Origin of the sequence: Sodalis sp. RH24, assembly GCF_047324145.1 — a bacterium.
Classification (GTDB): domain Bacteria; phylum Pseudomonadota; class Gammaproteobacteria; order Enterobacterales; family Enterobacteriaceae; genus Acerihabitans.
In genome coordinates this window covers 4,658,118-4,682,622 of sequence record NZ_CP178729.1, presented here as the reverse complement: position 1 = coordinate 4,682,622, position 24,505 = coordinate 4,658,118, and the positions used below count along the sequence as shown (strand labels likewise).

The 24,505-nt window shown below is 56.9% G+C and carries 20 protein-coding genes; 2 read left to right on the top strand and 18 right to left on the bottom strand.

Annotated elements, in window-relative coordinates:
- Positions 1-277: 277 nt before the first annotated feature.
- Together ACL2XG_RS21235 and ACL2XG_RS21230 are read left to right on the top strand one after the other, a co-directional pair.
- Positions 278-1,783 (top strand): inositol phosphate phosphatase SopB, encoded by a 1,506-nt coding sequence (locus tag ACL2XG_RS21235; protein WP_413723566.1) that lies wholly within the window; start codon positions 278-280, stop codon positions 1,781-1,783.
- A gap of 8 nt (positions 1,784-1,791) precedes the next feature.
- Entirely contained in the window at positions 1,792-2,160 is a 369-nt protein-coding gene (locus tag ACL2XG_RS21230) for a hypothetical protein (protein ID WP_413721328.1), read from the top strand.
- Positions 2,161-2,258: 98 nt separating this feature from the next.
- Here ACL2XG_RS21230 and ACL2XG_RS21225 read toward each other — a convergent pair whose 3' ends face one another.
- The 18 genes from ACL2XG_RS21225 to rpsB all read right to left on the bottom strand — a co-directional run bounded on the left by ACL2XG_RS21225 (position 2,259) and on the right by rpsB (position 24,356).
- Positions 2,259-4,406 (bottom strand): lysine decarboxylase LdcC, encoded by a 2,148-nt coding sequence (locus ACL2XG_RS21225; protein WP_410013730.1) that lies wholly within the window; start codon positions 4,404-4,406, stop codon positions 2,259-2,261.
- A 247-nt stretch (positions 4,407-4,653) separates the two neighbouring features.
- Positions 4,654-5,613: an acetyl-CoA carboxylase carboxyl transferase subunit alpha gene (accA, locus tag ACL2XG_RS21220; protein ID WP_410013729.1), complete on the bottom strand. Its 960-nt coding sequence runs from the start codon at positions 5,611-5,613 to the stop codon at positions 4,654-4,656.
- Between the two features lie 12 nt (positions 5,614-5,625).
- Entirely contained in the window at positions 5,626-9,108 is a 3,483-nt protein-coding gene (gene dnaE, locus ACL2XG_RS21215) for a DNA polymerase III subunit alpha (RefSeq protein WP_413721329.1), read from the bottom strand.
- Positions 9,109-9,172: 64 nt separating this feature from the next.
- Complete coding sequence (gene rnhB, locus ACL2XG_RS21210) at positions 9,173-9,769, bottom strand: ribonuclease HII (protein ID WP_410013727.1); 597 nt, start codon at positions 9,767-9,769, stop codon at positions 9,173-9,175.
- 5 nt (positions 9,770-9,774) lie between these two features.
- Positions 9,775-10,938: a lipid-A-disaccharide synthase gene (gene lpxB, locus ACL2XG_RS21205; RefSeq protein ID WP_413721330.1), complete on the bottom strand. Its 1,164-nt coding sequence runs from the start codon at positions 10,936-10,938 to the stop codon at positions 9,775-9,777.
- A 2-nt stretch (positions 10,939-10,940) separates the two neighbouring features.
- Positions 10,941-11,729, bottom strand: coding sequence for an acyl-ACP--UDP-N-acetylglucosamine O-acyltransferase (lpxA, locus tag ACL2XG_RS21200; protein ID WP_413721331.1), 789 nt, complete (start codon positions 11,727-11,729; stop codon positions 10,941-10,943).
- 4 nt (positions 11,730-11,733) lie between these two features.
- On the bottom strand, positions 11,734-12,195 hold the full coding sequence (fabZ, locus tag ACL2XG_RS21195) for a 3-hydroxyacyl-ACP dehydratase FabZ (RefSeq protein WP_331119968.1): 462 nt from the start codon (positions 12,193-12,195) through the stop codon (positions 11,734-11,736).
- 150 nt (positions 12,196-12,345) lie between these two features.
- A complete protein-coding gene (lpxD, locus tag ACL2XG_RS21190; protein WP_410013724.1) occupies positions 12,346-13,368 on the bottom strand; it encodes a UDP-3-O-(3-hydroxymyristoyl)glucosamine N-acyltransferase in 1,023 nt (340 codons plus the stop codon).
- A 3-nt stretch (positions 13,369-13,371) separates the two neighbouring features.
- Positions 13,372-13,869, bottom strand: a complete 498-nt coding sequence (skp, locus tag ACL2XG_RS21185; protein WP_410013723.1) for a molecular chaperone Skp — start codon at positions 13,867-13,869, stop codon at positions 13,372-13,374.
- A 147-nt stretch (positions 13,870-14,016) separates the two neighbouring features.
- Positions 14,017-16,443, bottom strand: coding sequence for an outer membrane protein assembly factor BamA (gene bamA, locus ACL2XG_RS21180; RefSeq protein ID WP_410013722.1), 2,427 nt, complete (start codon positions 16,441-16,443; stop codon positions 14,017-14,019).
- A gap of 36 nt (positions 16,444-16,479) precedes the next feature.
- Complete coding sequence (gene rseP / locus ACL2XG_RS21175; RefSeq protein WP_410013721.1) at positions 16,480-17,835, bottom strand: sigma E protease regulator RseP; 1,356 nt, start codon at positions 17,833-17,835, stop codon at positions 16,480-16,482.
- 20 nt (positions 17,836-17,855) lie between these two features.
- Entirely contained in the window at positions 17,856-18,713 is an 858-nt protein-coding gene (gene cdsA / locus ACL2XG_RS21170; RefSeq protein ID WP_410013720.1) for a phosphatidate cytidylyltransferase, read from the bottom strand.
- Between the two features lie 9 nt (positions 18,714-18,722).
- On the bottom strand, positions 18,723-19,484 hold the full coding sequence (ispU, locus tag ACL2XG_RS21165) for a (2E,6E)-farnesyl-diphosphate-specific ditrans,polycis-undecaprenyl-diphosphate synthase (protein ID WP_410013719.1): 762 nt from the start codon (positions 19,482-19,484) through the stop codon (positions 18,723-18,725).
- A 209-nt stretch (positions 19,485-19,693) separates the two neighbouring features.
- Positions 19,694-20,890 (bottom strand): 1-deoxy-D-xylulose-5-phosphate reductoisomerase, encoded by a 1,197-nt coding sequence (gene ispC / locus ACL2XG_RS21160; protein WP_410013718.1) that lies wholly within the window; start codon positions 20,888-20,890, stop codon positions 19,694-19,696.
- Positions 20,891-21,092: 202 nt separating this feature from the next.
- On the bottom strand, positions 21,093-21,650 hold the full coding sequence (gene frr / locus ACL2XG_RS21155; protein ID WP_410013717.1) for a ribosome recycling factor: 558 nt from the start codon (positions 21,648-21,650) through the stop codon (positions 21,093-21,095).
- A gap of 136 nt (positions 21,651-21,786) precedes the next feature.
- Positions 21,787-22,512, bottom strand: coding sequence for a UMP kinase (gene pyrH / locus ACL2XG_RS21150; RefSeq protein ID WP_410013716.1), 726 nt, complete (start codon positions 22,510-22,512; stop codon positions 21,787-21,789).
- Positions 22,513-22,655: 143 nt separating this feature from the next.
- Entirely contained in the window at positions 22,656-23,513 is an 858-nt protein-coding gene (gene tsf, locus ACL2XG_RS21145; RefSeq protein WP_410013715.1) for a translation elongation factor Ts, read from the bottom strand.
- A 117-nt stretch (positions 23,514-23,630) separates the two neighbouring features.
- Positions 23,631-24,356, bottom strand: coding sequence for a 30S ribosomal protein S2 (rpsB, locus tag ACL2XG_RS21140; RefSeq protein ID WP_410013714.1), 726 nt, complete (start codon positions 24,354-24,356; stop codon positions 23,631-23,633).
- Between the last annotated feature and the right edge of the window lie 149 nt (positions 24,357-24,505).

Genomic DNA, 24,505 nt, shown 5'->3' with positions numbered 1-24,505 from the left:
CGCGCGGCAAGATGCATAAAACGCTCACGCCCGGAGTAATGCCTGGAATTATCCATTTCATTGATTTAGCATCTGATTAAATTATATACACCTTCCATTAAATTGATGCATAGCAACAGGTAACGCCATGAGCAGTTCCTCCCACATCCTTATTAATCGTCCAGCCGACCCCAGCCGGTTCGCTACCGGTCAAGTGGCGGGTATTAGCCCTTGCGAGGCGGTTACCGGAACATTTGCGCATTTGAAAGCGCCGCGTATCAGTCATCCGGTCAATATCATGGGCAGGCCTTCAGCCGCCGGTTTCCCACGCTCCCCGATTGCGGCGCGGCGCAGGCTGGCGCTGGCGGCAGGGCTCGGCGCCGCGGAGAAATTGGGCGACGACGAAGGCGTAAATTATTTTGCCGTCATGCTGGATAATGAAAAAGACGATGATGATACGCCCAGGGAAAATAAGGATTACAAGGCCGTACTGGCGCTGGAAAAAGGGATTATAAAATTGTTAGCCAATTTTATAAAGAAACACAGCGGATGCAGTTCCCGCAAAGCCAGCAGCGAGGCCAAAGCGCTTTTTAATACGTCCAGTAAAGATGTATTGAACAATCTGGATTGGAATACCGTTGAAGACAGTTTTCGTTTTCGCGGTACTCACTTTAACAGTACATTAATACCCGCGGGGCAAATAAAACTGGGTGATCAGGATATTTTTGCCGCGGGCTATGCTAACAAGGGGATCAGCAGTAAATCCAATGAGGAAACCACCCATGCGATGAATATGTGGATCTCGACGTTTTACGCCGGAGACGATAACCGGGATCCGCTGTTTTCCGGCATCCGCCACGGCGTACTGAGTCCCTTCGGCCTGAAAGCGGGCAGCGAGGAACGTCAACAAGGCGCGTTGAATCGGGCCAGGGAAGTGGCCGCCGCCGCGTTGTTCCTGCATCCGGAAAAACTGGCCGCGGCGTTGGCGGGCCAGACGGTAGTATTGCCGCTTACGTCGACGAGCCTGCTGACACCGGTGGATATCGGGCCGTCAACGGAGGAATCACAATTCAGGGATCAGATGGAAGCCTGGGAGAAACTGAGCGCCGGCCCGGTAGAAATACCTATCAGGAACGAGAAAGGCGAAATGGTGCGGGTCACCCTGCGCCTTGACATCGCTGCCTTTAATTTCGGGGTCAATGAGCTGGCGTTAAAACGACTGCATCTGGGACATCACACCGCCGACGCCTATAATCGCTCCGCTCTGATCAAGCTGCTCGGCAAAGATCTTTCCCCCGGCTCGGCGCACGGAGGCTGGGTGGGGCAATATCTCGCTTCCCGGCCGGATAATGCCGACAGGGTTTCTTCGCTAGCCAGCGAACTGAAACAGATTTGGGCCAAGAAGACGTACCGTGCCGATAAAGGCGAGCCGTACAAGGCGGCCGTGCGGGTGGCGTTATTATCCCATGAAATAGGCATTACCCCCTGCTGGAACTGCAAGAGCGGAAAAGACCGCACCGGTATAATGGATGCGGTTATTAAGCATCAGGCTGTAAGTCAATACCTGCGTAAAACCGATGCAGACCGTGTATTGCCTGATGCAGAGAACAAAACGCTGATGCAGAAAGTGATGCTCAACAGCGGAAATATGCAAATCCAGCAGCATAACACTGGCGTTCCCGGCAACAAATGTATGAAGAACAATAAAATACTTAATTTTTTATTCGGCAAATTATCATTGCGCCGCAGCATTGGCGACAAAAAAATAGCCGACCAGGCAGAAGGCTTTTCTAAATACGTATAGGAGAGAGTATGGAAACCTTTTTGCAGGGTTTATACGACCGTTATAATATTATCCCCCATGAAGAAAACATATTATATATTAATGAAGATGTGGTTATTTATTTTGATGAAACAGATAAGGATATCTTCTTGCTTTGTCCTTGTTTTCCCGTGCCGGCGCAGCAGACGCAATTGCTAGAGCTGTTAGCGCTAAATGGCAAAAGCGATATGAGCTTCTGCGCCGCCGATAATCTGATCCTGGCCAGATTAACCCTAAGGCAGCACGATGATTTCGACGACATGATGGAGAGATTCAGTGTATATATTGCGGAAATCACGTGCGCCATTGAACGCGTTGATCAGGGCCCATGGTATCAGGCCGCCGGCCGCTTTGCCTGAAAATGGGCTGACACGACCGCCGCCTTTGCCGGCCCGGGGAATGGCCGCACCGGTTCGCCGCCGGCCGGCCCGGATGCCGCATGCTTATCACCGCGGCCTCAGGCCGGGCTATCGGTTTTCAGCACCCGCACCAGGTAACGACCGTCCTCGGTCAACTGGGCGCCGTGGATATCGGTTTCAAATCCCGGATAATGTATCCCGATGGTGCACAGCATAATCAGGAAATCCAGCACGCCGCGGCTTTGCTCGGTGATCATTTCACCCGGCATCACCACCGGCACTCCCGGCGGATACGGCAACAGCATATTGGCGGAAATACGTCCCAGCAGGTCAGGCAACTCCACCGTCTCCACATTGCCCCGCACCTGTTGCTGGAAAGCGGCATGGGGCGTCATTTTCATCTCGGGCAGCACGTCGAAGGCGCTTAACATCAGATGCGGCAGCCGGTGTTGCCGGATCAAGCGGTGAATGCCCTGGGCCAGATCCTGGATACGCATATTGCGATAGAAATCGGGATCCTCGGCGAACAGATCCGGCAGCATATTCCTCACCCGCAAATTCAGATCATAGGACCGTTTAAATTCCGTCAGCCCGCGCAGCAGGCTCATGGCCTTGGTTTTATCAATGCCGATGCTGAACAGGAACAGCAGGTTGTAGGGGCCGGTTTTTTCCACCACCACGCCGCGCTCGTCGAGGAATTTGGCCACCAGCGCCGCCGGTATGCCTTCCTCGGCCATGTTGCCGAACTCATCCATGCCTGGCGTCAGGATGGTGACCTTGATCGGGTCGAGATACATATGGTCGGCGTCGGCATGGTTAAAACCGTGCCAGGGCGCGCCCGGCTCGATGGGCCAGCACACCGCCTCCTCGATAATCTCCGGTTGCCAGATATCGAAAAACCAGCCCTCGGACTCCTCACGCAGACGCTGCACCTCTTTGCGAAAATGCAGCGCCCGCTCGATGGAGCGCAGGATCAGCCGCCGCCCGGGCTTGCCGCGCACCATGGCCGCCGCGGTCTCAATCGACGCCACGATGCCGTAATTCGGCGACGTCGTGGTATGCATCATATAGGCTTCGTTAAAGGTGCGTTCGTCATAATCACCTTTAATATGAATCAACGAGGCCTGGGAAAACGCCGCCAGCAGTTTATGAGTGGACTGGGTTTCAAAAATCACCTTGCCGGGAATACGGTCGCCGCTCATGCCGCTTTTACCGCGGTAAATCGGATGGAAATTGGTATAAGGCACCCAGGCGGAGTCAAAATGGATCGAGGCCACCTCCAGGGTTTCTTTAATATACTGTGTATTATACAGCAAGCCGTCATAGGTTGAATTGGTGATCACCGCATGCACGGGCCAGGAGGCGTGGGGGGTTTGCGCTACTTTCAGCGCAATGCTTTCCCGGCTGAACTCACGTTTGGGAATGCCGCCCAGGATCCCGTAGGCATTGCGGATAGGACACAGGTAGATCGGCACAATGTCGCTCATCATCAGCAAATGCGTCAGCGACTTGTGGCAGTTGCGATCGATAAGCACCGTGCTGCCCGACGGCGCGGCATACATCCCCACCATTTTATTGGCGGTGGATGTACCGTTGGTCACCATATAGCTTTGCTCCGCGCCGAAGATGCGGGCGATAAACTCTTCCGCCTCCAGGTGCGGGCCGGAGTGATCGAGCAGCGATCCCAGTTCGGTTACCGAGATCGAGACATCCGCCTTCAGGGTGTTGGCGCCGAAAAAATCATAAAACAGGCTGCCCACCGGGCTTTTTTGATAGGCGGTGCCGGCCATGTGTCCGGGGGTGCAAAAAGTATATTTGCCCTCCTTCACATAGTTGAACAGCGCCTTGGTAAAGGGGGGAATAATGGCGTCGATATATTCGTCGGTATACTGACGGATGCGCACGCTGATATCGTCGGCCACGCCCAGGCCGTACTCAAAAAAGTACAGCACCATACGCATTTCGTTCAGGCTGACGTCCAGTGACGAATGGGTGTTGATAAACGCGTAGAGCGGCAGGTATTCGTTCAGTTCATTGATCTCGATGCAGAGATCCATACTGTACTGATCCCAGTCGAAAATCACGCCGCAGATGCGCGGGTTCTGCTCGATAAGCTTGACCAGATCGCCGCTCGAGGTGGGATAGACTAATTGAAAACCCTGCGTTTTCAACGCCTCGTCCAGCTCACGGATGGGTTCATTTTTATAAAATACCCGCTCCGGACTTAGTATTGCAATGATGTTCATTCAGCCGGTCCTTTTAGCCTGGGTCTGTTTTGCCTGAAGATGTCGCTTAAAAAGTTCCCTTGAAAACTTCCCTGGCAATACTACGCCGCCCCATAAGCATAGATGACTTCATTACGCCCATGGCCGCAAATGCCGGCGGCTGCGCGCGGCCCATGAAAAAACACCCCGCGAGCGCACGCTTGCGGGGTGTTTGGCCGTGATCAACCGCGCGGTGCCGGCGGCGCATGCCGGCGCGGCCGGGTGGGTATCAGCAGTAGCCGTAATTCATCAGCCGCTGATAACGGCGGTTCAGCAGCTCTTCTTCGCTCATTCTGTCCAGCTCGTCCAGGTCGGAGAGCAACTGCGCTTTTAATGACGCCGCAATAGCCAGCACATCGCGATGCGCGCCGCCCAGCGGCTCGGGAACTATGCTGTCGATAAGCTCCAGTTCCTTCAGACGCGGCGCGACGATGCCCATCGCCTCGGCGGCAATCGGCGCCTTGTCGGCGCTTTTCCACAGGATGGACGCGCAGCCTTCCGGTGAAATCACCGAGTAGGTGCTGTACTGCAGCATATTGACCTTATCGCCCACGCCGATAGCCAGGGCGCCGCCGGAGCCGCCCTCGCCGATAACGGTGCAGACCACCGGTACCCGCAGCCCCGGCATTTCGCGCAGGTTGTGGGCAATGGCCTCGGACTGGCCACGTTCCTCGGCGCCGACGCCCGGATAGGCGCCTGGGGTATCGATAAAGGTCAGCAGCGGCAGGTTAAAACGATCGGCCATTTCCATCAGCCGCAGGGCCTTGCGATAGCCTTCCGGCGCGGGCATGCCGAAGTTGCGGCGGATTTTTTCTTTGGTTTCCCGGCCCTTTTGATGGCCGATGATCATCACCGGCCGGCCGTCGAGGCGGGCCATGCCGCCGACAATCGCTTTATCGTCGGCATAGGCGCGATCGCCCGCCAGCTCATCGAAGTCGGTGAAAATATGCTGGACGTAATCCAGCGTATAAGGCCTGCGGGGATGTCGGGCCAGTTGGGCTATTTGCCAGGCCCCCAGATCGGAGAAAATTTTACGGGTCAGCTCTACGCTTTTTTCACGCAGCCGCTGCACCTCTTCATCCAGATTAATATCTAATTTTTCGTCTTGACGGCTGACTGCGGTCAGCGAGTCAATTTTCGCTTCCAGCTCTGCAATCGGCTGTTCAAAATCAAGAAAATTCAGACTCATAGTATTCCTATATTAGTCAAATTCCAGTTCTACCTGTTCGTTGCCTACCAGGGTACGCAAATCATTCAGCAACCGGTCGGTCGGCGTGACACGCCATGTCGCGCCAAATCGCAACCTGGCGCGAGCATCTTCGCGTTGATAATAAAGATGCACTGGAATCGTCCCGGATCGGTGTGGTTCCAACGATTGGCGGAGACGGTTTAAAAGCTGGTCATCAATTTGCCTGTCAGTCAGCGAGATAGCAAGACCCCGGGCATATTTTTCACGTGCTTCGCTGATATCCATCAGTTCACGGGCGGTCATTTTAAGACCCCCGTTGAAGTCATCAAAGCTGACCTGTCCAGATGCGATCAGGATACGGTCTTTTTCCAGCAAATGCTGGTATTTTTCCAACGCATCCGTGAACAACATCACGTCAAGGCGACCGGACCTGTCGTCGAGAGTCAAGACCCCGATGCGATTACCCCGTTTGGTCACCATAATGCGGGCGGAAAGCACCAGGCCCACCGCGGTAATTACCTTGCCGCGATCGGTGGGATGCATGTCCTTCAGGCGCAGGCCGCCGGCATAACGTTCGATTTCGCGCAGATAACGCGTAATGGGATGGCCGGTCAGGTACAGTCCCAGGGTTTCGCGCTCGCCGTCCAGCACCACATGTTCCGGCCAGGGCGGCACGGTGCTATAGGAGGCCTCCACCGCCTCGGGCGCGTCGGCCAGCACGCCGAACATATCGCCCTGGCCGATGGCTTCCGCCTTGGCGTGCTGGTCCGCCGCCTTAAGCGCATCGTTAAGGGAATTCATTAACGCGGCGCGGTGCGGCCCAAGGCGGTCGAACGCCCCGGACATAATCAGTTTTTCCAGCATGCGGCGATTAAGCTTTTTGATATCGGTGCGGGCGCAAAGATCAAACAGCTCTTTAAAATGGCCGTCCTGGTTGCGGGCATCGATAATCGCTTCGATCGGTCCCTCGCCCACGCCTTTGATAGCCCCGATGCCGTAAACGATTTCGCCTTCGTCATTGACATGGAAATGATACTGCCCGCTGTTGATATCCGGCGGCAGTACCTTCAGGCCCATGCGCCAGCACTCGTCCACCAGGCCGACCACTTTTTCGGTATTGTCCATATCGGCGGTCATCACCGCCGCCATGAACTCGGCCGGATAGTGCGCCTTCAGCCACAGGGTCTGGTAGGAGACCAGGGCATACGCGGCGGAGTGGGATTTATTAAACCCATAACCGGCGAATTTCTCCACCAGATCGAAGATTTTCATCGACAGTTCGCCGTCGATACCGTTTTTTTCCGCCCCTTCCTTAAAGATGGAGCGCTGTTTTTCCATCTCCTCGAGTTTCTTTTTGCCCATGGCGCGGCGCAACATATCCGCGCCGCCCAGGGTATAGCCCGAAAGCACCTGGGCTATCTGCATCACCTGTTCCTGGTAGAGGATAATGCCGTAGGTCGGCTCCAGTACCGTGCTCAGGGATTCATGCTGCCATTGGATATCCGGATATGAAATAGCCTCGCGCCCGTGTTTACGGTCGATAAAGTTGTCCACCATGCCGGATTGCAGCGGACCGGGACGGAACAGCGCCACCAGGGCGATCATATCCTCGAAGCAGTCGGGCTGCAGGCGCTTGATCAGATCCTTCATGCCGCGGGATTCCAGCTGGAATACCGCGGTGGTTTCCGAACGCTGCAGCATATCGAAGCTTTTTTTATCCTCGAGCGGGATCGACGCGATATCCACCGGCTCCAGGCCGTGCCTGGCGCGCCGGGCGTTAATCATCTCCAGCGCCCAGTTGATGATGGTCAGGGTACGCAGCCCCAGGAAGTCGAACTTCACCAGCCCGGTATATTCCACATCGTTTTTATCGAATTGCGTGACCGGGTGATTGCCCTCGGCGTCGCAGTAGAGCGGGGCGAAGTCGGTTATCCGGGTGGGGGCGATAACCACCCCGCCCGCATGTTTGCCGGCGTTGCGGGTGACGCCTTCCAGCTTGCGCGCCATGTCGATAAGCGCCCGGACTTCTTCATCGGCGTCGTAGATCGCCTGCAGTTGCGGCTCGGCGGCAAAGGCCTTTTCCAGCGTCATGCCCGGGTCGGGCGGCACCAGCTTGGAGATGCGATCGACAAAACCATAAGGATGGCCCAGTACCCGTCCGACGTCGCGGATTACCGCCTTCGCCGCCATGGTTCCGAAGGTGATGATCTGCGATACCGCCTCGCGGCCGTAGGTCTCGGCCACGTGGTCGATAACCAGGTCGCGCTTCTCCATGCAGAAATCCACGTCGAAGTCGGGCATCGAGACGCGCTCCGGGTTGAGGAACCGTTCAAACAGCAGATCGAACGCCAGCGGATCGAGATCGGTGATTTTTAATGAGTAGGCCACCAGCGAACCCGCGCCCGACCCACGCCCGGGCCCCACCGGCACGCCGTTATCCTTCGACCACTGAATAAATTCCATCACGATCAGAAAGTAGCCGGGAAATCCCATCTGGTTGATCACCTTCAGCTCGATTTCCAGGCGCTCGTCATAAGGCGCACGCTTGACGCTGCGTTCCTGCTCGTCCGGGAACAGGAAGGCCAGCCGCTCCTCCAGCCCCTCGCGGGAGCGGGCCACCAGGAAATCCTCGGTGGTCATGTCGCCGGTGGGGAACTGCGGCAGGAAATATTCCCCCAGCCGGATGGTGACGTTGCAGCGCTTGGCAATCTCAACGCTGTTTTGCAGCGCTTCCGGCAAATCGGCGAACAGCTCGCACATTTGTTCTTCGCTGCGCATAAACTGCTGCGGGCTGTAATTGCGCGGCCGTTTCGGATCGTCCAGGGTAAAGCCGTCATGGATCGCCACGCGGATTTCGTGGGCGTCAAAATCGCCTTCGCCGATAAAACGCACATCGTTGGTGGCCACCACCGGCAGCCCGCGCTCGATGGCGATGGCGACCGCGGCATGCAGGTAGCTTTCTTCATCCGCGCGGCCGGTACGGGTCAGTTCAAGATAATAACGATCGGGAAAATACCGTTGATAAAATGCCAGGCATTGGTCAACCTGCGGCATATTGCCGCGCATCAGGAACTTGCCGACGTCGCCTTTGCGACCGCCGGAGAGCAGCAGCAGCCCTTCGTTATGCTTTATCAGCCAGTCCCGATCGATTATCGGACCCGCCGCGCCGTAGCCGCGCTGGTAGGCCTCGGAAATCAGCAGCGTGAGGTGTTGATAACCGACGTTATCGGCCGCCAGAATGGTCAGTTCCGCCATTTCCTCGCCGAGCATATCGCTCTGCACCAGGACATCCGCCCCGACGATAGGCTTGATCCCGGCCCCGTGCGCGCTGCCGTAGAATTTCACCAGGCCGCACAGGTTCATGAAATCGGTAATGGCCAGGGCGGGCATATTCAGCGCCGCCGTTTTTTTAACCAGCGGGCCGATTTTAGCCAACCCGTCGATCATCGAGTAGTCGCTATGAACGCGAAGGTGAATAAAACGTGGTTCGGCCATTATCCTGCTACCAAAAGTTGATTTTTTGTGGTGAAGACCCGAAATCCACCGGGATACCGGCCTTTTAGACCAGCCCCAGTACCCGTTTTACCGGCGCGAAGCTGCGGCGATGATGCACCGTGGCGCCCAGCAGCGCCAGTTTTTCCAAATGGAACGCCGTCGGATAGCCTTTATGCTGCGCAAAACCATATTCGGGAAACTCCAGATCCAGCACCGCCATCTCCCGGTCCCGCGACACTTTTGCCACGATGGAGGCCGCGCTGATTTCCGCCACCCGGCTATCGCCTTTGACCACCGCCAGCGACGGCATGGACAACAGCGGGCAGCGATTGCCGTCTATTAAAACAAAGTCCGGCGGGATATGCAGCCCCTGGACCGCGCGCTGCATCGCCAGCAAGGTGGCATGGAAGATATTCAACCGGTCGATTTCCTCGGCTTCGGCGCGTCCCAGGCACCAGGCCAGGGCCTTATCGGTGATTTCGTCATACAGCGATTCGCGACGTTTGGCGCTGAGTTTTTTGGAATCCGCCAGGCCGGCTATCGGCCGCCGGGGATCGAGGATAACCGCCGCGGTCACCACCGCGCCGACCAGCGGCCCGCGGCCGACTTCGTCAACGCCTGCGATACAGGCGGCCTGCGGATAAACAAACAATTCCATCATGATAGCTACCGTGAACGCGCAGGCTGCGCGATGAGTTGCAGCACCGCCTGGGCGGCCTGCTCGTCGGCGTTACAGCGAATTTGCTGGTGCAAATCGCGAAAAGTCTCTTTAAGCACCTGGCTATCGACACTCTTTTTTAACAAGGGCGCCAGCGCCGAGGCCAGTTTTTCCGGCACGCAGTCTTCCTGCAGCAGTTCCTGCACCAGCTCGCGTCCGGCCAGCAGGTTGGGCAGCGAGACATAGGGCGTCTTCACCAGGCGCCGCGCCAGCCAGTAGGTGAAAGGTTTCATGCGGTAGCCCACCACCATGGGACATTTGGCCAGCATGCATTCAAGGGCGGCGGTGCCGGAGGCCAGCAGGGCCGCGTCGCTGGCCACCATCGCCTCGCGCGCCTGCCCGTCGAGCAGGCGCACCTGAAGATCCGGCGCTACCCGCGCTTTAATGGCGTCAAACTGCGCGCGGCGGCGGGCATTGACCAGCGGCACCAGGATATCGAGACCGGGATATTGGGTGCTTAGCAACTGGGCGGCATGGAGGAAATCGGCGCTGAGCATCTCGACCTCCGCGCCGCGGCTGCCGGGCAGCAGGGCCAGGCAGCGGGCGTCCTGGGCAATGCCCAAATGTTGCCGGGCGGCCGCTTTATCCGGATCGAGGGGCATGGCGTCGGCCAGGGTGTGGCCAATAAACTGGCAGGGAACGTTATACCGGTCGTAAAAGGCTTTCTCAAACGGCAGGAATGCCAGTACGTTGTCGGTGGCCCTGCCGATTTTAAATACCCGTTTCTGGCGCCAGGCCCATACCGACGGACTCACATAATGAATGGTGCGGATACCGCGCCGTTTGAGCCGGCCTTCGAGGGTGATATTAAAATCCGGCGCGTCGATGCCGACAAACACCGCCGGGCGCAGCGCGGTGAAACGCCGGGTCAGGTCGCGGCGGATGTGCAGCAGCCGCGGCAATCGCCCTACCACCTCGACGATGCCCATCACCGCCAGCTCTTCCATCTCATACCACGCTTCGCAGCCTTCGGCCTGCATACGCGGGCCGGCGACGCCGACAAAACGGGCGTCGGGCAGATGCCGGCGCAGCGCGCGGATCAAGCCGGCGCCAAGGACATCCCCCGATGCTTCGCCGGCTACCAAGCCGATTACCACCGCGGAAGCCTGCATGTTCAGCGGATAATACCCCGTTGCGAACGGGCCAGAAAATCGGTAAAGGCGGAAATCACCGGATGCTGGACCGCCATGGCGTCGAGTTCGGGTTTCACTTCATCCAGGGTCTTGCCGCTGCGATAGATAAGCTTATACGCGGCGCGAATGGCGTGTTGGGCTTCCTTATCGAAACCACGGCGCTTAAGCCCCTCGATATTAATGCCGAACGGCGTGGCGTGATTGCCCTGGGCGATGACAAACGGCGGCACATCCTGGGCCACGCCCGAGCAGCCGCCGACCATGACATGGGCGCCGATGCTGCAAAACTGATGCACAGCGGTCAGGCCGCCGATAATGGCGTAATCGCCCACCGTGACATGGCCGCCCAGGGTGGCGTTATTGGCCAGGATACAGCGATCGCCGATAACGCAATCGTGAGCGATATGGGTATTGATCATCAGTAGATTATCGCTGCCGATGCGGGTCACTTCCCCGCCCTGGGCGGTGCCGCGATGCACGGTCACGCTTTCGCGGATGCTGTTGCGATCGCCGATTTCAACACGGGTGGGTTCGCCGGCGTACTTCAGATCCTGGTTCACTTCGCCGATGGAGGCGAACTGGTAGATCAGGTTATCTTCACCGATCTTGGTAATGCCGTTGATGACGATATGGGATTTCAGCACCGTGCGGGCGCCAATCTCGACCTGCGGGCCGATAAAGCAAAACGGCCCGATCTGTACACCGGCATGAATGATGGCGCCGTCTTCAACTATGGCACTGGGATGGATAAAGGCGGATTGATCAATCACGTTTTCAGGACTCCCGACGACGGGCGCACATCATTGACGCTTCGCAAGCGATCTCGCCGTCCACCTTGGCAACCCCCTGGAAACGAGCAACTCCGCGGCGCTCTTTAATGAATTCGACTTCAAGGATCATTTGGTCGCCTGGTTGCACCGGGCGTTTAAAGCGCGCGTGATCCACCGCTGCAAAATAGTATAGCTCACCCGGCTCCAGCTTACCGACGCTCTTAAAAGCCAGGATACCCGTTGCCTGCGCCATCGCTTCCAGGATTAGCACACCGGGGAAGATGGGTTTGCCGGGGAAATGTCCCTGAAAAAACGGCTCGTTAAAAGAAACATTTTTCACCGCACGCAGGAATTTCCCTTTTTCAAAATCCAGCACCCGGTCCACCAGCAAAAAAGGGAAACGGTGCGGCAATAGTTCTAATATCTCTTCTATCTGCAGAGTATGAGCATGAGTGTCATTAGTCAAAATACTCTTCCTGTCTGAAAAAACGATGGCATTAACAACACGGCCTGCAACAATCCCACACAGGACAATTTAGCAGGCCGCAAATAAAAAATGTCTTGCCAGGCTTTAAGTGCCTGAACGCGCATAATTATCACTATCTGGCGAAGGCGATTAGTTTTTTGCCAGGTTTCGCTCGATAGCTTTCAACCGCTTGCTGATCTCGTTGATATTCATTACTAACGCTGCGGTCTTGCGCCACACTTTATTGGGTTGCAGCGGAATACCCGAGGAGTATACGCCAGGTTCAGTGATAGGTCTCATCACCATTCCCATGCCGGTGATGGTCACTTTGTCGCATATTTCCATATGGCCGTTGATGACGCTGGCGCCGCCAATCATGCAATAGCGGCCTATTCGCAGGCTGCCGGCCATAATAACGCCGCCCGCAACCGCGGTATTGTCGCCAATTATGACGTTATGTGCAATCTGGCACTGGTTATCAATGATGACGCCATTGCCGATAATAGTGTTATCCAGCGCGCCGCGATCGATGGTGGTGCAGGCGCCAATTTCAACCCGATCGCCAATTTCAACCGTGCCCAGTTGGGGAATCTTAATCCAGTTGCCGCGATCGTTGGCATAACCGAAACCATCGGCGCCGATAACGGTGCCCGACTGGATCAGGCATTTTTCGCCGATGCGCACTTCATGATAAACGGTGACGTTGGCCCACAGCTGGGTGCCCGCGCCGATGACCGTATTTTTACCGATAAAGCAGCCCGGACCGATAACCACGTTATCGCCCAGGATCACGCCGGATTCAATGACCGCGTTGGCCCCGACGGCCACCTGGCTGCCAAGCTGCGCGTCGGCTGCAATGACCGCGCTGGGGGCGATATCCTGTGCGGCGGCGGGCGTGGTATTTAGCAATTGCGCCATATGCGCATAGGTCAGGTAGGGATTTTTAACCACCAGCGCGGCGCTGTGGCAAAAGGGCAGGTCGGCTTCGGTAAGAACGATCGCGCCGGCCTGGCAGGAAGCAAGTTTTTCACGAAAACGGCTATCAGCCAGAAACGTAATCTGGTCCGCCTTGGCGGAGCCCATGGAAGCAATGCCGGTGATGACAAGAGAGCCATCACCGTGCAATTGTGCATCCAACTGCTGCGCTAAATCAGCAAGTCGAATTGATGGCATGACTTATTTAACCTGTTTTAACACATCAGCCGTAATGTCATTGGCAGAACCGGCATACGCCACGGCGTTGGCATCGATAACGATGTCATAACCTTGTTTGCTGGCGACGGCTTTCACCGCATCCTGAATACGGCTCAGGATTTTATTGCGTTCTTCACCCTGACGGCGACGATTGTCCTGTTCAAAGGCCTGCGCCTTGCCGGAGAAGTCTTCACGTTGCGCCATGACTTCCTTCTCCAGACGGCTGCGATCGGCGGCTTTCATGGTAGAGCCGTCACGTTGCAGGCGCTGCATTTTGGTCTGCAGATCACGTTCCTGCGCTTGCAGGTCGGTTGCCCGGCCCTTGAACTCATTTTCGAGTTGTTTAGCGACAACAGCGCGCTGAGGAGACTGCTGAAAGATATTGGCAATATTGACAACAGCAATTTTATCAGCAGCTTGCACGCTGGCTGAGGCAGCCAATGCTAATCCGAGGCCCGCGGCATACAACCACTTTTTCACTATAAACTCCTTAACACTACATTTAAGTTTGAAAACATTTCAACGCGGCAGGAACTAACACCCAAACCGGCGGCATGGCCGCCGGTCATGTCATTCAGGCTCCGTTCGCTGCCTTGCATGGTGCCTGCGCTGTGAATCGACGCAATGTTACCACGTTTTACCGATATTAAACTGGAACTGCTCCGCCTTATCGCCATCGTACTTCTTGACCGGCTGGGCATAAGAGAATACCAACGGCCCGAGCGGAGACATCCACTGCAGGGCAAAACCGCTGGAAATGCGGATATTACCCGGATTACTGTAGTCAGGTACGTTGTATTGCCGGGTCTGCGCGGTGTTTTCCCACGCGGTGTCCCAGACGGTGCCGCTGTCCACGAACAGCGAGGTACGTACCGAGTTGGCGTATTTCGGGCTGATAAACGGCGTCGGCACGATAAGCTCGGCGCTCAACAGCGCCATGGCGTTGCCGCCCACCGCATCGCTGGATTTATCCAGCGGGCAATCGCCAAGCGACGACTCGCCGCCGCCGCACTTATAATACGCCGCTTTCGGCCCGATGGTATTGGACCGGAAACCACGCACGGTGCTAGAACCGCCGGCGTAGAAGTTATCGTAGAACGGCATTTCCTTGCTGCCGATGCCATCGGCGTAACCCGCGCGCCCACGGCCCATCAGCACCCAGCTGCCGGAGTCGGTCAGCGGCACATAGCTGGTGGTATCGAAAGTCACCTTGTAGTATTCGTTATCCGAACCCGGCACGGTGACCTTGCCGGTCAGGCTGGCGCTGGTACCCGATGTAGGGAAATAGCCCCGATCCAGGTTGCTGTAATTCCAGCCGGTGGTCAGGAAGAAATCATTGGCGCTGAAATCAGCGTCGTTGTCTTTCTTCTCGCCCGCCACGACCTTGGGTTGGAAACCGGTGGATTCCAGGTAACGCCACATGGCAATCTGCGGATACATATTCGACAGATCGTTATGGACATAATCCACGCCCAGGCGCAGCGCACTGGTTTCACTGATCGGGAAACCGAGCGTGGTGCCTAAGCCATAGCTCCTGTTGGTGTAATCCGACAGGTCGGCGTTATCGGCGTCGAAGTTATTGTAGAAAATGCGCCCGCCGAGACTGACGCCGTCCACCGTAAAGTACGGGTCGGTCAGCGAAAGTTCGGCATAGGTCTGGTAATCGTTCTTGGTGCCGCTGAAACCAACGGAATTACCGGTGCCCAGCCAGTTGTCCTGCTGGATGCCGAACTGGAAGCTGACGCCGCTCTCGGTGCCGAAGCCCACGCCGAAGTTGATGCTGCCGGTGTTGCGCTCCTTCACCTTGTACGTCACGTCCACCATATCATCGGTGCCGGGAACACGCTGCGTGTCCACGTCAACCGTTTCAAAGTAGCCCAGGCGGTTCAGGCGCTCCTTGCCCTGATCCACCAAGTTGCTGCCAAGCCAGGCGCCTTCCATCTGGCGCATTTCGCGCCGCAACACCACGTCTTTGGTGATATCGTTGCCTTCGAACTTCACGTGCCTGACGTAAAAACGGTTGCCCGCGTCCACATTGACATGGAGTTTGACGGTTTTGTCGGCGTCGTTGATTTCCGGTTGCGTCACCACGCGCGGATAGGCATAACCATAACGGCCCAGCAGCTGCTTGATGTCGTTTTCCATCTTGGTGACTTTCGCGCCGCTGTACAGCTCGCCCGGCTTAACGCGCGACAGGGCGTCGATCTCGGCGGAGTGGCCGGCCAGGTTGCCGTTGACCACGGTGCCCGACAGGGTGTACTGCGCGCCTTCGGTGATATTCAGGGTGATATAGATACCCTTTTTGTCCGGCGTCAGGCTCACCTGGGTCGAGTCGATATTAAAGCGGGCATAGCCCCGGTCAAGGTAGAAGCTGCGCAGGGTCTCGAGATCGCCCGCCAGTTTCTGCTTCTGGTATTTACGATCGCCGACCACGTTCCACCACGGCACTTCATCGCGCAGCTGGAAGCGCGAAACCAGTTCGTCGGTGGTGAAGGCATGATTGCCGACAATGTTGATTTGCTGGATCTTGGCGGAAACGCCCTCGGTAAAGACCAGTTTTAAATCTACCCGGTTACGCGGCAGCGGCGTGACCACGGCTTTCACCGACGCGCTGTATTTACCGACGCTGTAGTAGAAATCCTCCAGCCCTTTCTCGATGTTGGAAATCGTGGTGCGGTCCAACGCCTCGCCGACGCGCACGCCGGAAGCCTCGAGATTCTGCTTGAGCATATCCTCCTTCACCGCCTTGTTGCCGGAGAAGGTGATACTGGCAATAGTGGGACGTTCCTTGACCTGAACGAGCAGTGTGTCTCCATCACGCAGCACCCGGACATCCTCGAAGTTCCCGGTGGCAAATAAGGCGCGGATAGTATTGCCGATATCTTCATCACTGGCCGTGTCTCCGACACGTACCGGCATACTGAGTAACGCCGCACCGACGGCGACCCGTTGCAGTCCTTCGAAATGAATGTCCTTCACTACGAACCCGTCTGCACCGTATACGGTGGCGCTGCTAAGAAGCAGCGACGCTATGAGCAACTTTTTCATCGCCATCGTGGTTATGCGTTCTTCCTAACATAATCCCCGGCGCTAGAGCCGGGAGAAATCATTGAAAAGAGCAAGGCCCATTAACAGCACCAGCAAAATCGAGCCGATACGATAACTGAAATCCTGCACTCGTTCGGAAACCGGCCCCCCCTTAAGCTTTTCTATCGCCAGGAAGAGCAAGTGACCACCATCTAACACCGGTAACGGGAACAGGTTGATGATACCCAGGTTGACGCTGATAAGCGCCAGGAACATCAGGTAGTAGATCAAACCATATTCCGCTGACATCCCCGCGCCTTGGGCTATTGATATCGGCCCGCTCAGGTTGTTCAGCTTAACATCTCCCGTGACCAGTTTGCCTAGCATACTGACCGTCAATTTCATCAGTTGCCAGGTTTTTTCGCCAGCCTGATAAAACGCGGGAAACAGGCCGTACTGGCGTATCGTTTTGTATTCCTCGGGCAGGGGCGTCACTTTCGGCACCACGCCCGCGAAGCCTTCCACTTCGCCTTTACCTACCGACTTCTCGTCGGGCACCAACGTCACCGGCAGGCTTTCACCCTGTCGGTCGATTTCCAGGGCCAGCGGCTTGCCGGGATTATCCCGCACCCGCATGACGAAATTCTGCCAGCGGCCGATAGGCTGACCATCGACTTTAACGATCCTGTCGCCCGCTTGCAAACCGGCTTTTGCCGCCGCCGATGCATTTTGCACCTCGGCGAGCACCGGTTCTATCTGCGGACCCCGGGGAATAATCCCCAACGCGATGATAGGATCCTGCTTATCCGGTTCAAAATCCCACCCGCGCAGATCGAGTATCTTCCGTTCGATATGGGAAGACCCGAAAGGCGCCACCCCGACGCTGGTCTGGCCGTCGCCAATCTTGCCGATAAGCTCCAGCCGCACCGAATCCCAGTCAGGCGTTTCGATACCGTCAACCGACTTTAGTTCCATGCCGGGCGAAATATCGGCCTGCGCGACGATAGAATTGGGGGTAACCTCACCGATTACCGGACGAAAACTCGGCACGCCGATCAAAAATACCAGCCAGTAGGCAAACACCGCAAAAATAAAGTTGGCGATGGGGCCGGCGCTGATAATGGCGGCGCGCTGCCAAACCTTCTTGTGGTTAAACGCTTCATGCCGGCGTTCGGGGGCGACGGTATCCACCCGTTCGTCCAGCATTTTCACATAGCCCCCCAAGGGGATGGCCGCGATAACATACTCGGTGCCGCGCTTATCCCGATGACGCCACAGCGCGCGGCCGAATCCGATGGAGAATCGCTCCACCGTAACACCGCACCGGCGGGCCACCCAGAAGTGACCGAACTCGTGCACGGTGATCAATATACCCAACGCAACGATAAATGCGGCGAGACTCCAGAGAAAGTGCAACATGATAACTCCTGGCCCCTCGATTAAATAGCTCTAAAAATCAGCAGCATTAAACAGGCGAAAACCGGCACCGCGGCGGTCAGGCTATCGATGCGGTCCAAGATGCCGCCGTGCCCCGGAATCAGGTGCCCGCTGTCCTTGATACCGGCCTCGCGTTTAAACATGCTTTCCGTTAAATCGCCCAGCACCGACGCCAGGGCGGCAATCACCGAGCACAGCAGCAGGCTGAGCGGCAGCGCGTCCAGCGGGGCGTATTTGCCGAACAGCCAGGAAATGACGGCCGAGGTCACCAGCCCGCCCGCCAGGCCTTCCCAGGTCTTGCCGGGAGAGACCTTCGGCGCCAGCTTATGCTTGCCCAGCGCGCGCCCGAAAATATAGGCGCCCGAGTCGGCCCCCCACACCAGCAGCATCACATACAGCAGCCACCAGGCGCCGGTAAAATGATTCACCGCGTAGTGGTACTGGCGCAGGGTGAGCATGCCCCAAAAAAAAGGCATGATGGTCAGGACGCCGAACACGAGCCGCAGCGCGCATGAATGGCGCCAGAACGCGGCGGAGCGCGGATAGAACAGCACCAGCACCAAGGCCGCGGCCCACCACGCCAGAGAGGCTCCCAGCGCGTATTTCACCATGGTGGCGGTGACGAACGGATGGTAATCCGGAATAGTGAACATCATTAACGCCAGCAGCAGCCCGCACAGAATAGCCAGCCAGATGCGCTGGCTTCGGGTCGCCAGGCCGGCAAGCTGCCCCCATTCCCACGCCGCCAGCATGCAGACAACGAGCGTAACCAGCGCAAACCCCAGCGGGGGCAGTAAAAAGATCGCGGCGATAACAACAGGTATCAGAATAAAGGCAGTGATCAAGCGAGACTTCAGCAAAAATCCCCCCTAGGACGCGTTGGCATCATTAGGCGTAGTTCCTCCGAAGCGCCGCTCACGTTGAGCAAAAGCATTCAGCGCACCTTCAAAAACGTCTTCGTCAAAATCCGGCCACAGCACATCGGTAAAATAGAGTTCGGCATAGGCTATCTGCCATAATAAAAAATTACTGATGCGATGTTCTCCGCCGGTGCGAATTACCAAATCCACCGGCGCGAGTTCATTGAGGCAGACATGCCGGCACAGGGCGTCCTCATCTATCTGGTCGGGACGCAATATCCCTTCCTGCACTTCTTCGGCCAGTCGCTTCACGCCCTGAATAATATCCCAACGGCCGCCATAATTCGCGGCAATATTGAGGGTTAAGCCAGTGTTATTTTGCGTCAGGGCCTCTGAGCGGCGGATTCGCTCCTGCAAACGCAGGCCGAAACGGCTAGTATCGCCGATAATACGTAAACGAACGTTATGTTTATGCAGGCTTTTTACTTCGCTGTCCAATGCCCTGACGAATAATTCCATCAATGCGGACACCTCCTGCGTCGGCCGGTTCCAATTTTCGCTGCTGAAGGCATAGAGCGTCAGAGCATCAAAATGATGGCTGACGGCAAAACTGACCGCGCGACGGACTGACTTCACCCCCGCTTTATGCCCGAAGATGCGTAATCTTCCCCGGCTTTTCGCCCAACGTCCGTTGCCATCCATGATGATGGCCACGTGACGGGGAGTGGATGATGACAGAATAGTAGCCTCGTGCTGATTTTCGGACGACATAACGCTTACGTATTTCCTCAATAAGAATACAACCGTCTTTCCGGAACAGTAGGCCCCGAATGCGCAAAAAAGCCGTGTACTCACACGGCTCACTCCGGATTTCTTATGGCCAGCCATCATCCTGGAGACAATTGGCGCTGACTATATCATTTCAGCAGCGGCGGAACAAATCAGGCCGCGACCGACGCAACGACCCGCGCCGGCTGATTTTACTGCATAAAAGCGGCCATTTCGCGCTCCGCCACGCTTCTGGCCTCGGCGTCAATCGCCACGACGTCGTCCACGCTCTCCGGTTCCGGCAATACCATCCGTTCAAGCGTAGCGCGCACCAGGGGGGCGATGGCGGTAAAGCGCACCCGCCCCTGCAAAAACGCCGCCACGGCTATTTCGTTGGCGGCATTCAGCGTCGTGGTGGCCGCCTGGCCGCGTTCGCAGGCGTCTATCGCCAATTGCAGGCACGGGTAGCGCGCTTCATCGGCCCGCTCGAAGGTCAGCCCGCCGATGCGGTAGAAATCGAGCGCCTCGACCCCGGCCGCCACCCGCTCGGGATAGGCCATCGCGTGGGCGATGGGGGTGCGCATATCCGGCGAACCCAACTGCGCCAGCACGCTGCCGTCGCGATAACGCACCATGGAATGAATCACCGACTGCGGATGCACAATCACTTCCATTTGCGCCGCCGAGGCGTTGAATAACCACCGCGCCTCGATATACTCCAGTCCTTTGTTCATCATCGTCGCCGAATCAACGGAGATTTTGCGCCCCATCGACCAATTGGGGTGGGCGCAGGCCTGATCCGGCGTCATGGCGTCCAGTTCAGACAGGGCCGTGGTGCGAAACGGGCCGCCGGAACCGGTGAGGATGATGCTCGACACGCCATGCGCCTCCAGGGAAGCGTACCCTAACTGACGCTGAAATGGTTCGGGTAAACTCTGAAAAATCGCATTATGTTCGCTGTCCACCGGTAATAGTTGCGCTTTGCTCTGGCGAACCTCGTTTATAAACAGCCTGCCGCAGGTCACCAGCGCCTCTTTATTGGCCAGCAGCACGGATTTACCGGCGCGGATTGCCGCCAGGGTCGACGGCAGCCCCGCGGCGCCCACGATGGCGGCCATCACCAGATCGACCCCGTCGAGAGCCGCCAGTTCGCAGGCGGCCCGCGGCCCCGCCATGACCTCGGTGGCGCTCCCCGCCTCATGCAGGAGGCGTTTGAGCTCACGCGCCGACGCCTCGTCGGCCATACAGGCATACGCGGGACGAAAAGCCAGGCATTGTCGGGCCATGACGGCGCTGTTTCGTCCGGCCACCAGGGCGCGCACGGCGAACTTTTCCGGATTTTGCTGAACAACGGCCAGTGTGCTGGTTCCAACCGAACCAGTGGAGCCGAGAATCGTCAAATTTCTCATGAGGTACTCTGGACAACCGCGTGTTAAAAATAAAGAAGGCACAGTAGTCTGGAACGTTGCGCAACATTTGTCTATGACGTTGCCGACAAAAAAAACCGCGGCGGACAAACAATATAATTGATTGGCCGCCGCGGCGTGTTTGACGGGCCGGCGCGCTGCCGGCCCCTGCAGGCCGGCATGACGTCAGCGTAGCGCCGTTAGCTTAGATTTCCATTAACTCGGCTTCTTTGTCGGCCAGGGCGCTGTCGACCTTCTTGATAAAGGCATCGGTCAGCTTCTGGATATCATCCTGCGAACGGCGATCCTCGTCTTCGCTGATTTCTTTATCCTTGAGCATGGCTTTGACTTTATCGTTGGCGTCGCGGCGCACGTTGCGCACCGATACCCTGCCCTGCTCGGCCTCGGCGCGCACGATCTTGATCAGATCACGGCGGCGTTCCTCGGTCAGCGGCGGCAGCGGAACGCGGATCACGGTGCCGGCGGACGAGGGATTCAGGCCCAGGTCGGAGGCCATGATGGCTTTTTCCACCGCGGCGCTCAGGGAGCGATCGAATACGGTAATGGCCAAAGTGCGTGAATCTTCGGCCACCACGTTCGCCAGCTGGCGCAGCGGCGTGGACGTACCGTAATATTCGATCTGAATACCATCAAGCAGGCTCGGAGACGCTCGGCCGGTACGGATTTTGCCGATGTGGTTTTTGAATGCTTCTACGCATTTTTCCATGCGTTGCTCTGCATCTTTGCGGATTTCATTAATCACGTTGCGAACCCTTGGAAACTGGTTATCCGGGCGGGCTTAAGCTTACGTCAAGCCCGTGATAGTCTGACCAGCCGCAGCCAGTCGTGTCTATTATTGCCGTAAAATCGGCATGATACTGTAACCTGGCGAACAAATGCTACTTGGTAATGAGCGTGCCTTCCTTCTCGCCCATCACCACCCGCCGCAGCGCGCCGGGTTTGTTCATATTGAATACCCTGATGGGAATATTATGATCCCGCGCCAGGGTAAACGCCGCCAAATCCATCACTTTCAGCTCCTGCTCCAGGACGTCCTGGTAGCTGAGCTGTTCATACAGTGTAGCATCAGGGTTTTTCACCGGATCGGCGGAAAATACGCCGTCCACCTTGGTGGCTTTCAGCACCACGTCGGCTTCGATCTCAATGCCGCGCAGGCAGGCGGCGGAGTCGGTGGTGAAGAAAGGATTGCCGGTACCGGCGGAGAAGATGACCACGCGGTTGTTGCGCAGCAGGCTGATGGCCTCGGCCCAGCTGTAGTTATCGCACACGCCGTTAAGCGGAATGGCCGACATCAGCCTGGCGTTGACATAGGCGCGATGCAGCGCGTCGCGCATCGCCAGCCCGTTCATTACCGTCGCCAGCATGCCCATATGATCGCCGACCACGCGATTCATCCCCGCCTGGGCCAGTCCCGCGCCGCGAAACAGATTGCCGCCGCCTATCACCACGCCGACCTGGATGCCCAGCTCGACCAGCTCCTTCACTTCCTGGGCCATGCGATCCAGGACGCTAGCGTCGATACCAAAACCTTCTGCGCCTTGCAGGGCTTCACCGCTCAATTTAAGCAGGATACGCTGGTATACGGGTTTTGCATTGGTTGCCATTTGTTCTGTTCCTAAGCAGCGATAACGAGATGGGCGGATCCGACTGCTGGACCGCGCGTTGCAGTTTTTATGCGGCAAAAGTCCCCTGACTTTATTTCAGCTCATAAAAAGGAACCGCCTGATGGCGGTTCCGGAGTTCTAATTTAAGACTGTTTGCTCATGGCGGCAACTTCGGCGGCGAAGTCGACTTCCGCTTTTTCGATGCCTTCACCCACTTCAAAACGGATGAAGTCGGCAACAGTGGCTTTATGCTCTTCGAGCAACTGGCCCACGGTCTTGCTCGGATCCATCACGAAATGCTGGCCGGTCAGGGAGATTTCGCCGGTAAACTTACGCATGCGGCCTTCAACCATTTTCTCGGCGATTTCACGCGGCTTGCCGGACTGCATGGCGATATCCAGCTGGATCTGGTGCTCACGGGCCACCACGTCCGCCGGTACGTCTTCGGCATGGACATATTCAGGCTTGCTGGCGGCGATATGCATGGCAATATGCTTGACCAGTTCTTCGTCGGCGCCGGTAGCGGCCACCATAACGCCGATACGCGCGCCGTGCAGGTAAGAACCCAGCACGTCGCCCGCCAATGCGGCTACGCGGCGGATATTGATGTTTTCGCCGATCTTGGCAACCATCGCGGCGCGCTGATCTTCAAATTTGGCTTTCAGCGTCTCGATATCCGTGATGCGTTCGGCCAGGGCCGCGCTGATCACTTCGTCGCCGAAGGCTTTGAATCCGCCGTCTTTGGCCACGAAATCGGTTTCACAGTTCAGCTCGACGATAACGCCGTATTTGCCGTCGGCGGCGATTTTAGTCAGGATGATGCCTTCGGCGGCAACGCGGCCCGCTTTCTTGGCGGCCTTGGCCTGACCGGATTTACGCATATTGTCGATAGCCAGCTCGATATCGCCTTGAGCTTCAACCAGCGCTTTTTTACATTCCATCATGCCTGCGCCAGTGCGTTCACGCAGTTCTTTCACCAGGGCGGCGGTAATATCAGCCATTATTTTTTCCTCGTTATCCCATGAGGGGGATAGGTAAAAAAGAGGGCCTGAAGCCAGGCCCTCTAACCAACATAGTTAAAACTTGGTTAATAAGGGCTCAATGAAGAGCATGCCTTATTACTCAGTTTCTACAAAGCTTTCTTCGGCCTGTTCAACCAGGTCCTGAGAGCGGCCTTCGCGAACGGCGGTGGCAACGGCGGTCAGGTACAGGTTGATGGCGCGGATGGCGTCATCGTTACCCGGAATGATGAAGTCCACGCCGTCCGGATCGGAGTTGGTATCAACGATAGAGAACACCGGGATGCCCAGGTTGTTCGCTTCTTTGATAGCGATGTGCTCGTGCTCGGCATCGATAACAAACAGCGCGTCAGGCAGGCCGCCCATATCCTTGATCCCGCCCAGGCTGTTTTCCAGCTTGGCCAGTTCGCGAGTGCGCATCAGCGCCTCTTTTTTGGTCAGCTTTTCGAACGTGCCGTCCTGGGACTGGGTTTCCAGATCCTTCAAACGCTTGATGGACTGACGAACCGTTTTCCAGTTGGTCAACATCCCGCCTAACCAGCGATGATTCACGAAGAACTGATCGCAGCTGTTGGCAGCTTCTTTTACCGCTTCACTTGCCGCGCGCTTGGTGCCGACAAACAGAATTTTACCCTTGCGGGAGGCAATTTTGTTCAATTCGGCCAGGGCGTCGTTGAACATCGGTACCGTCTGCTCAAGGTTGATGATGTGTACTTTATTACGCGCACCGAAGATGAAAGGCTTCATTTTCGGATTCCAGTAACGGGTCTGGTGACCGAAATGTACACCCGCTTTGAGCATGTCACGCATGGAAACAGTAGCCATGATTAAACCTCTTGTTAAAGTTTGGGGTTATGCCTCCACGTGTCCCATACGACCGACCCCGCCTTACTGGCCAAGGCACCCCGGCGCATGTGCCGACACGTGTGTGTAATTACACAATTGAGTTTAGTTGATCTGAACGGCGCATAGGA